This window comes from Micrococcus sp. HMSC31B01, from assembly GCF_001816085.1.
GTDB classification, from domain to species: domain Bacteria; phylum Actinomycetota; class Actinomycetes; order Actinomycetales; family Micrococcaceae; genus Micrococcus; species Micrococcus luteus.
The window spans coordinates 1-9228 of the sequence record NZ_KV825033.1 but is presented as its reverse complement, the minus strand read 5'-3'; the positions used below and the strand labels follow the sequence as shown (position 1 = coordinate 9228).

Here is a 9228-nt window from a genome sequence, read left to right as displayed (position 1 = left end):
AGCACGGGCGCGTGGCCGAGGCGGAGGTGCCCGCCGTCGTCGTGGCCGGGGGCCGGCTCGGGTCGCACCGCCCCTACGACGCGCAGTGGGCGCGGTGCGTGGCCGGACTCGTGTCGGACGGGCTGCTGGCCCGGGACGCCGACGGCGGCCTCACCTTCCCGGCCTGACCTCGCCGGGGCACGGGGCGGCCCGCGGTGCGGCGGCTCAGAGGCGGCGGATCATCCGCGTGTTGCCGAGCGTGTTCGGCTTGACCCGGGCGAGGTCCAGGAACTCGGCGACGCCCTCGTCCGTGGAGCGCAGCAGTTCCGCATAGACCTCCGGGTCCACGGCGGACTGGTCCGCCATCACCTCGAAACCGTGCCGGCGGAAGAACTCGACCTCGAAGGTCAGGCAGAAGACCCGCTCGACGCCCACGGACCGCGCACGGTCCAGCAGCTCCTCGAGGACCAGGTGCCCGACGCCGGCCCCCCGGTGGGCCTCCGAGACGGCGAGGGTGCGGACCTCGGCGATGTCCTGCCACATCACGTGGAGGGCGCCGAAGCCGGCCAGGGTCCCATCCGGCTCCTCGGCGACCACGAACTCCTGGATGGCCTCGTAGTAGGCCACAGCCTCCTTCTGGAGCAGCACGCGCTCCCGCGCCAGCGGCTCCACGAGCGCCTGGATGACCGGGACGTCCTGGGTCCGCGCCGAGCGGAGGGTGAGGGGGCGGTCGGCAGGCATGGGGTCCAGTCTAGGCACGGACATCCCGACCCCGGACAGACGGGAGCCCCCATCCCGGCGGACCGGGCGGGGGCTCCCGCGGCGTCGACGGCAGGCTCAGGCCTGCTGCTCGCCCTCGTCCCCGGACAGGAACTTCTCCTGCGCGCCGTCGACACCCTTGTTCACGGTGTCGCCGTGCTCGCCGAGCTTGTCGCCGTGCTGCTCCTGAGCGTTGTCCACGGCCTCGTCGATCTTGTCCGAGTGCTGGTTTGCGAGGTTGTTCAGGTCACCGATACCCATGGGCGGCCTCCTTCTTCTCGGGGCTGCTCCGCGGCCGTCCCGGCGAGTGCCGGGCCGAAGCGGAGACAGGACCACCGTCGAGCGGTCGCAGACCACAGTGGCACCGATCCCGCCGCGAGGGAACCCCTCTCGCGCCTGCGGGGAGGCGGGCCGGTTCAGCGGTCCTTCGCGAGGCCGTCCTTGATGCCGGCGGCGGTGTCGCGGACCTCGGCCCCGGCGTCCCCGCGGGGGCACGACGACGGCCCGCCGCCTCCTCCCCGAGGGGGAGGGGCGACGGGCCGTGGCCACCGGACGCGCGGTCCGGCGTCGTGGGTCAGACCCCGCAGGTCACACGGAGCGGTCGGCGTCCACCGGATCGCCGGCACCGGACTCGAGCTCGGCCAGGTCCGCACCCTCCAGGGCCTCCCGGCCGCCGGAGAACGCGAACGTCAGCTCGGCGCCCTCCCCCTCGCCCGTGGCGTCCACGGTGATGAGGGAGCCGGCCGGGATCTCGCCGAAGAGGATCTTCTCCGAGAGCTGGTCCTCCACCATCTGCTGGATGGTGCGGCGCAGCGGGCGGGCGCCCATGGCCGGATCGTAGCCGCGGTCCGCGAGCAGATCCTTGGCGGACTGGGTGAGCTCGATGGACAGGTCCTGCTCCGCCAGTCGCTTGCCGAGGCGGGAGACGAACAGGTCCACGATCTCCACGATCTCGTGCTTCTGCAGCTGCGGGAACACGATCACGTCGTCCACACGGTTGAGGAACTCGGGGCGGAAGTGCTGGCGCAGCTCCTCCTTGACCTTGCCCTTCATCCGCTCGTACCCGGTGGTGGTGTCCGTGGACGACTGGAAGCCGGTCATGACGCCCTTGGAGATGTCCCGGGTGCCGAGGTTCGTGGTCATGATGATCACGGTGTTCTTGAAGTCCACCACACGGCCCTGCGAGTCGGTCAGGCGACCGTCCTCGAGGATCTGCAGCAGGGAGTTGAAGAGGTCCTGATGGGCCTTCTCCACCTCGTCGAACAGCACCACGGAGAACGGACGGCGGCGGACCTTCTCGGTGAGCTGGCCGCCCTCCTCGTAGCCCACGTAGCCGGGAGGGGCGCCGAACAGACGCGAGACGGTGTGCTTCTCCTGGAACTCGGACATGTCCAGCGTGATGAGCGCGTCCTCGTCCCCGAAGAGGAACTCCGCGAGGGACTTGGCCAGCTCCGTCTTGCCGACGCCGGTGGGGCCGGCGAAGATGAACGACCCCGAGGGGCGGTTCGGGTCCTTCAGGCCCGCGCGGGTGCGGCGGATGGCGCGGGACAGGGACTTGATGGCCTCGTCCTGGCCGATCACGCGGCGGTGGAGCTCGTCCTCCATGTTGCGCAGGCGGTCCGTCTCCTCCTCGGTGAGCTTGAACACCGGGATGCCGGTGGACTTGGAGAGCACCTCGGCGATGAGGTCCTCGTCCACCGTGGCGACGTCGGCGTCCGCGCCGGTGCGCCACGCCTGCTCCTTCTCGCGACGCTCGTCCTCAAGCTGCTGCTCCTGGTCCCGCAGGCGGGCGGCGCCCTCGAAGTCCTGGCCGTCGATGGCGGCCTCCTTCTGGGTGCGCACCTCCGCGATCCGGGACTCGTAGGCCTTGATCTCCGGCGGGACGGTCATGCGACGGATGCGCAGACGCGCTCCGGCCTCGTCGATCAGGTCGATGGCCTTGTCCGGCAGGTGCCGGTCGGAGACGTAGCGGTCCGCCAGGCCGGCGGCGGCCTTGAGCGCGCCGTCCGTGATGGAGACCTTGTGGTGCGCCTCGTAGCGGTCCCGCAGGCCGCGCAGGATCTCCGTGGCGTCCTCGACGGACGGCTCGGCGACCTGGATCGGCTGGAAGCGGCGCTCGAGCGCGGCGTCCTTCTCGATGTGCTTGCGGTACTCGTCCAGCGTGGTGGCGCCGATGGTCTGCAGCTCACCGCGGGCCAGCATCGGCTTGAGGATGCTGGCGGCGTCGATCGCGCCCTCGGCCGCACCCGCCCCGACGAGGGTGTGGATCTCGTCGATGAACAGGATGATGTCCCCGCGCGTGCGGATCTCCTTGAGCACCTTCTTCAGGCGCTCCTCGAAGTCGCCGCGGTAGCGGGAGCCGGCCACGAGCGAGCCGAGGTCCAGCGAGTAGAGCTGCTTGTCCCTGAGCGTCTCCGGGACGTCGCCGCGGTCGATCGCCTGGGCCAGGCCCTCGACGACGGCGGTCTTGCCGACGCCGGGCTCGCCGATGAGCACGGGGTTGTTCTTGGTGCGGCGGGAGAGCACCTGCATGACGCGCTCCATCTCGCCCGCACGCCCGATGACGGGATCCAGCTTGCCGTCGTGCGCGGCCGCGGTGAGGTTGCGTCCGAACTGGTCCAGCACCACGGAGCCGGCGTTCTGGCCGGCCTCGCCACCCTGGCCCACCCCGGCGCCGGCGGTCTCCTTGCCGCCCTGGGCACCGCCCTGGTAGCCGGAGAGCAGCTGGATGACCGTCTGACGGACGCGGTTCAGGTCCGCGCCGAGCTGCACGAGGACCTGGGCGGCCACGCCCTCACCCTCGCGGATCAGGCCGAGCAGGATGTGCTCGGTGCCGATGTAGTTGTGGCCGAGCTGCAGCGCCTCGCGCAGGGACAGCTCGAGCACCTTCTTGGCGCGCGGCGTGAAGGGGATGTGGCCGGGCGGGTTCTGCTGACCCTGGCCGATGTCCTCCTGCACCTTCTCTCGCACGGCGCCCAGGGAGATGTCCATGGACTCCAGTGCCTTGGCTGCGACGCCCTCACCCTCGTGGATCAGACCGAGCAGGATGTGCTCGGTACCGATGTAGCTGTGGTTGAGCATGCGCGCCTCTTCCTGGGCGAGCACGACCACCCGCCGGGCGCGGTCGGTGAATCTCTCGAACATGGGCACACTCCTTGCGTACGGTCGTGGTCGAGACTACGCACCCGGGCCGCGTGCCGCGCGACTGTTCGCCAGCGGGAGAAGCGGCCCGGCCGTCGTCGGGAGGGGCCGGAACGAGGCCCGGGGACGCCGATTCCTCGACGCACCCGGGCGGGGCGCTCACTTGCGCTTCGCGTTGCGGTAGGCCTCCACCACGTCGCGGTGCAGACGGCCCCGGCTCGAGACCTCGTAGCCGTTCTCGGCCGCCCACTTGCGGATCTGGGCGGCCTCGACCTTGGGCGACGGCGGCGCCACGGCGCGGCCCTTCTTCATGTAGGGCTTCAGGAACTCACGGAGTTCCGCAGCGTGCTCCTTCGACAGGTCGATCTCGTAATTGCGACCGTCCAATGCGAAGTTCACGGTCTCATCTGCAGGCGAACCGTCAAGATCATCCACGAGGACCACTTCTACCTTCTGTGCCAACGGTGATTCCCACTTTCTTCTCTCGTGCGCGTGTCCCTGGGTTCCGGTCTTCGCTCTCGGGGTTCTTTCCCGCGTGCTCACGATTCCGGCCGTGCACTTGTGGTGATTCAAGAATACCGCAACAAAGCCGGTCAGAAGGATTCTTCAACGCCGGGGAAGGAATCTCAGCGGGCGCGGTCCTCCGGATCGGCCTCCGGCCGGCCCTCGGCTCGGCGTCGGGCCGCCCACTCACGGGCCTCGGCCTCCTCGCGGGCCGCCCGCGCGTCCGCGCCCGAGAGCCGGCGGGCCTGACTCTCGCGCTCGCCCGTGTCCGAACGCAGCAGGGAGCGCATCACCAGCCAGAAGATGAGCCCGAGGCCGATCGAGGGGGCGAGGACGGAGAAGTAGTCCCAGAAGTCGGCCATGTCAGGCCTCCGGCTTGAGCAGCGGGAAGAGGATGGTCTCGCGGATGCCGGCGTCCGTGAACAGCATCACCAGGCGGTCGATGCCCAGGCCGATGCCGCCCATGGGCGGGGCGCCGTACTCGAGGGCGCGCAGGAAGTCCTCGTCCAGCTGCATGGCCTCGTCGTCGCCGGCGGCCGCCATCGCCGACTGGGCGGTCAGGCGCTCGCGCTGGATGACGGGGTCGATCAGCTCGGAGAACGCGGTGCCGCGCTCCATGCCGCCGATGATCAGGTCCCAGGCCTCGATGACCCGGTCCTCCGAGCGGTGCGGGCGCGCGAGCGGCTGGGCGGCCGGCGGGTAGTCGTACACGAACGTGGGGTTCATCAGGGTGGGCTCCACGATCTCACCGAACAGCTCGATCACGAGCTTCTCCGCGTCCCACGCGGGGTCCACCTTGACCTCGTGCTCCGCGGCGATCGCCCGCAGCGTCTCGACGTCCGTGTCCGGGGTGATCTCGCGGCCCACGGCCTCGGACAGCCCCGGGTACACGGCGACCCAGGCCCACTCGCCGTCGAGGTCGATGACGCCCTTCGCGGTCTCGAGCCGACGCCCGGCGCCCACCGCGTCCGCGGCGTTGAGGATGATCTCCTGCATGCGCTCGGCCATGACGTGCATGTCCGCCCACGCCTCATAGGACTCGAGGGTGGTGAACTCGGGCGAGTGGGTCGAGTCCACGCCCTCGTTGCGGAACACGCGGCCGATCTCGAACACGCGGTCGATGCCGCCGACGACGGCGCGCTTGAGGTACAGCTCGGTGGCGATGCGCAGGGTCATCGGCTGGTCGAACGCGTTGAGGTGCGTCTCGAAGGGACGCGCGAGGGCGCCGCCGTGGACGAGCTGGAGCATCGGGGTCTCCACCTCCACGTAGCCGTGGCCCTCGAGGGTGCGCCGCACCGCCGAGGTGACCTTGGCGCGGGTGTAGACCATGCGGCGGGCCTCCTCGCGCACGATCAGGTCCGCGTAGCGCTGGCGGACGCGGGTCTCCTCGTTCAGGTCCGCGTGCAGCACGGGCAGGGGGCGCAGCGCCTTGGAGGCCATCTCCCATGCCGAGGCCATGATGGACAGCTCGCCGCGGCGCGAGACGATCACCTCGCCGGTGACGGAGAGGAAGTCGCCCAGGTCCACGACCTTCTTCCAGTCGGCCAGGGACTCCTCACCGACGGCGGCCAGGGACACCATGACCTGGAGGCGGACGGCCTCCCCGTCCGCGCCGGACTCCTGCAGGGTGGCGAAGCAGAGCTTGCCGGTGTTGCGGAGGAAGACGACGCGCCCGGTCACCGACACGGTCTCGCCCGAGGCCCAGTCGGGCTCGTGGCCGTCGAACCGCTCACGCACCTCGGCCAGCGCGTGGGTGCGCGGCACCTGCACGGGGTAGGCCTCGCGGCCCGAGGCGAGCAGCTGCTCACGCTTGGCGGCGCGGACGGCCTGCTGATCGTGGTGGTCGACGGCGGCGGAGGCGGAGTTCTGGGTGGTCACGGTCCCCGAGTCTACCGACGGCGCCCCGCCGGTCAGCCGCGCACCCCGGGGTTGACGAGGGCCGGGACCTCCGCGCCCGTGGCCATGGCGATCGCGTTGCGCGCGGCCAGCTCGGCCATCGCGGCGCGGGTGTCCCGGGTGGCGGAGCCCAGGTGCGGCAGGAGCATCACGTTCCCCAGCTCGGCCAGGCCCGGGGCGAGGGCGGGCTCGTCCTCGTAGACGTCCAGACCGGCGCCGAAGAGCCGCCCCTCGCGCAGGGCGGTGACGAGGGCCGCCTCGTCCACCACGGGCCCCCGGGCCGTGTTGACGAGGACGGCGTCGTCCTTCATCTTCGCGATCACGTCCGCATCCACGAGGTGGTGGGTCTCGTCCGTCAGGGGCACGTGGAGGGACAGGACGTCCGCGACCTCGACGAGCTCCTCCCAGCGGACCTGACGGACGCGGCCGGCGAGGTCGCCGAGCTCCGCGGCCGCGACCTCCCGGTGCGCGGGCGGCCGCGGCGCGAACACGACGTCCATGCCGAAGGCGAGCGCACGCTCGGCCACCGCCTTGCCGATCCGCCCGAAACCGGCCAGGCCCAGGGTCGCGCCGCGCACGTCCCGGCCCACGAGCAGGTCCGGCGCCCAGCCGTGGAAGCGCCCCTCGCGCACCATCCGCTCGCCCTCGTGGACGCGGCGGGTCACCCCGAGGATCAGGAGCATCGCGATGTCCGCGGTGGCGTCCGTGAGCACGTCCGGGGTGTTGCCGACGGCGATCCCCCGCCGCGTCGCGGCGGCCACGTCCACGTTGTTGTAGCCGACCGCGTAGTTGGCGATGCCCCTGATCCGCGCGTCGGCGAGCACGTCGGCGGTGAACTTCTGGTCCAGGGCCGCGACGACGACGTCGTAGTCCCCCGAGGCCACCAGCCGCGCGAGCGCGGCGTCCCCTCCGACGTCGGCGCCGTTCACCACCTCTCCGGCCTCGCGCAGCATCCCGAGCCCGGGCTCAGGGAGGCGGGTCATGAGCAGGAAACGGGGGGTCACGGCGGGGCCTCACTCTCGGATCGGGGGGAGGACGCGGCGTCGTCCGGCGTGACCAGGCTAACCGCGGACGGCGGGTGCGGCCCGGTCCGACGCCCCTTATGATTGACTCTCGTCAATCATTGACTCATGTCAATCACCGCGCCGCCCCTCCCGCCGAAGGACCCCATGACCCCAACCTCCCCCGCCCCCGAGGCCGTCGCGCCGGCCGGCGCCCCCTCGCTCGAGCGCGCCGCCGCCGACGCCGCGCGCCACCGCTCCGTGCTCCAGGCCCTGACCGGCCTCCTGCTGGGCATGTTCGTCTCGATGATCGCCAACACGGTGGTCTCGACCTCGATGCCGGTGATCATCCACGACATCGGCGGCGACCAGACCGCCTACACCTGGGTCATCACCTCGGCCCTGCTCGCCACGGCCATCGCCACCCCGATCTGGGGCAAGCTGGCCGACCTCGTCAACCGCAAGGTCCTCTTCCAGGTCGCCCTGGCGATCTTCGTCGCCGCCTCCGCGGCGGCCGGGTTCACCCACGATCCGACCTTCCTGATCGTCTGCCGCACCGTGCAGGGCCTGGGCGGCGGCGGCCTCGTCGCGCTCAGCCAGGTGATCATGGCGGACATCATCAGCCCGCGTGAGCGCGGCCGCTACATGGGCCTGTTCGGCGCCGTGATGGCCGTGGCCACGGTGGGCGGCCCGCTCGCCGGCGGCGTGATCACCGACCTGTGGGGCTGGCGCTGGAACTTCTTCGTGGCGGTGCCCTTCGCCGTCGTCGCCCTGGTGATGGTGCAGCGCACCCTCCACCTCCCGCACCGCGAGCGCCAGAAGGTGTCCATCGACTACCTCGGCATCGTGTTCCTGACCGCGGCCACCGCGCTGCTGCTGATCTGGGTCACCAGCGCCGGCCGCGACTTCGACTGGGCCAGCACCACCACCGCGTGGATGCTCGGCGGCGCCGCCGTCGCCACCGTCCTGTTCGTCGTGACCGAGCTGCGCGTCGCCGAGCCGCTCATCCCGCTCACCCTCTTCCGCGACCGCACCTTCACCCTCGCGACGATCGCCTCGATCGCCACGGGCCTGGCCATGTTCGGCTCCTCCGTCTACCTGGCCCAGTACATGCAGCTGGCCCGCGGCGCGACGCCGACCCAGGCCGGCCTCATGACCATCCCGATGATCCTCGGCCTGCTCGTGTCCTCCACGGTGATCGGCGGCCTCATCACCCGCACCGGCGTGTGGAAGCGCTGGCTCGTGATCGGCGCCGTCCTGCTGATCGCCGGCACCGCCCTGCTCGGCACCCTGCACTACGACACCTCCTTCTGGCTGGTGTCCCTCTACATGTTCCTGCTCGGCGCCGGCGTCGGCATGACCATGCAGAACCTCGTGCTCGTGGTGCAGAACACCACCGACCCGCGGCAGATGGGCGTCGCCAGCTCCGGCGTCACCTTCTTCCGCACCCTGGGCGGCAGCATCGGTGTCGCCGTGATGGGCGCCGTGGTCTCCAACGTGGTCCCGGACCGCATCGAGGAGCGCCGCGCGGACCTCGCCGCGGCCCTGCGCAGCCTGGGCCCGGACGCCGCCGAGTGGTCCGAGAGCCTGCAGTCCAGCACCCTGCCACGCGTGGCAGAGATGCCCGACGGCCTGCGCTCGATCTTCGAGGACGTCTACGCCACCGGCATCTCCCACGCGTTCCTCGTGGGCGTGCCCCTCGCAATCGTCGCGCTGATCGCGATCCTGTTCCTGCCGAACATCCCGCTGGGTCGCATGACCACCTCCGAGCGCCTCCACGCCACCCGCGCCGACCTGGCCACCCACTCCACGGCCGAGGCCATGCAGACGCTGCCCGCGACCGGTCCGATCCCCGTGGTGACCGCGGCGCAGGGGCAGCATCCCGCCGAGGACCCGGAGGAGTCCCGGGCGGTGGCGGCCGAGCGCCCGGCGACGGCGTCGCCGGTGG

At 71.3% G+C, this 9228-nt stretch carries 8 protein-coding genes; 1 reads left to right on the top strand and 7 read right to left on the bottom strand.

Going from position 1 to position 9228, the window contains the following annotated elements:
- Positions 1 to 204: 204 nt before the first annotated feature.
- From HMPREF3105_RS04085 to HMPREF3105_RS04055, 7 genes are all read right to left on the bottom strand, one after another.
- Positions 205 to 720, bottom strand: a complete 516-nt coding sequence (locus tag HMPREF3105_RS04085) for an amino-acid N-acetyltransferase (RefSeq protein WP_070708829.1) — start codon at positions 718 to 720, stop codon at positions 205 to 207.
- Between the two features lie 96 nt (positions 721 to 816).
- On the bottom strand, positions 817 to 999 hold the full coding sequence (locus tag HMPREF3105_RS04080) for an Rv0909 family putative TA system antitoxin (protein WP_041104640.1): 183 nt from the start codon (positions 997 to 999) through the stop codon (positions 817 to 819).
- A gap of 327 nt (positions 1000 to 1326) precedes the next feature.
- On the bottom strand, positions 1327 to 3882 hold the full coding sequence (locus HMPREF3105_RS04075; protein ID WP_070708828.1) for an ATP-dependent Clp protease ATP-binding subunit: 2556 nt from the start codon (positions 3880 to 3882) through the stop codon (positions 1327 to 1329).
- Between the two features lie 156 nt (positions 3883 to 4038).
- Positions 4039 to 4341, bottom strand: a complete 303-nt coding sequence (locus HMPREF3105_RS04070) for a histone-like nucleoid-structuring protein Lsr2 (protein WP_036314827.1) — start codon at positions 4339 to 4341, stop codon at positions 4039 to 4041.
- Positions 4342 to 4505: 164 nt separating this feature from the next.
- Positions 4506 to 4745 (bottom strand): hypothetical protein, encoded by a 240-nt coding sequence (locus HMPREF3105_RS04065; protein ID WP_070708827.1) that lies wholly within the window; start codon positions 4743 to 4745, stop codon positions 4506 to 4508.
- Between the two features lies 1 nt (position 4746).
- A complete protein-coding gene (gene lysS, locus HMPREF3105_RS04060; protein WP_070708826.1) occupies positions 4747 to 6261 on the bottom strand; it encodes a lysine--tRNA ligase in 1515 nt (504 codons plus the stop codon).
- Between the two features lie 32 nt (positions 6262 to 6293).
- Positions 6294 to 7283 carry a 2-hydroxyacid dehydrogenase gene (locus HMPREF3105_RS04055; RefSeq protein ID WP_070708825.1) on the bottom strand — a complete coding sequence of 330 codons (990 nt, stop codon included), beginning with the start codon at positions 7281 to 7283 and terminating at the stop codon, positions 6294 to 6296.
- 165 nt (positions 7284 to 7448) lie between these two features.
- Between HMPREF3105_RS04055 and HMPREF3105_RS04050 the strand changes: the two genes are divergently transcribed.
- Positions 7449 to 9228: MDR family MFS transporter (locus tag HMPREF3105_RS04050; RefSeq protein WP_070708824.1), on the top strand; the 1780-nt coding region annotated here is incomplete at its 3' end.

Bases quoted from the DNA above. Each gene is read 5' to 3' on its own strand.
- HMPREF3105_RS04085 (WP_070708829.1), bottom strand. From the start codon at position 720: ATGCCTGCCGACCGCCCCCTCACCCTCCGCTCGGCGCGGACCCAGGAC.
- HMPREF3105_RS04080 (WP_041104640.1), bottom strand. From the start codon at position 999: ATGGGTATCGGTGACCTGAACAACCTCGCAAACCAGCACTCGGACAAG.
- HMPREF3105_RS04075 (WP_070708828.1), bottom strand. From the start codon at position 3,882: ATGTTCGAGAGATTCACCGACCGCGCCCGGCGGGTGGTCGTGCTCGCC.
- HMPREF3105_RS04065 (WP_070708827.1), bottom strand. From the start codon at position 4,745: ATGGCCGACTTCTGGGACTACTTCTCCGTCCTCGCCCCCTCGATCGGC.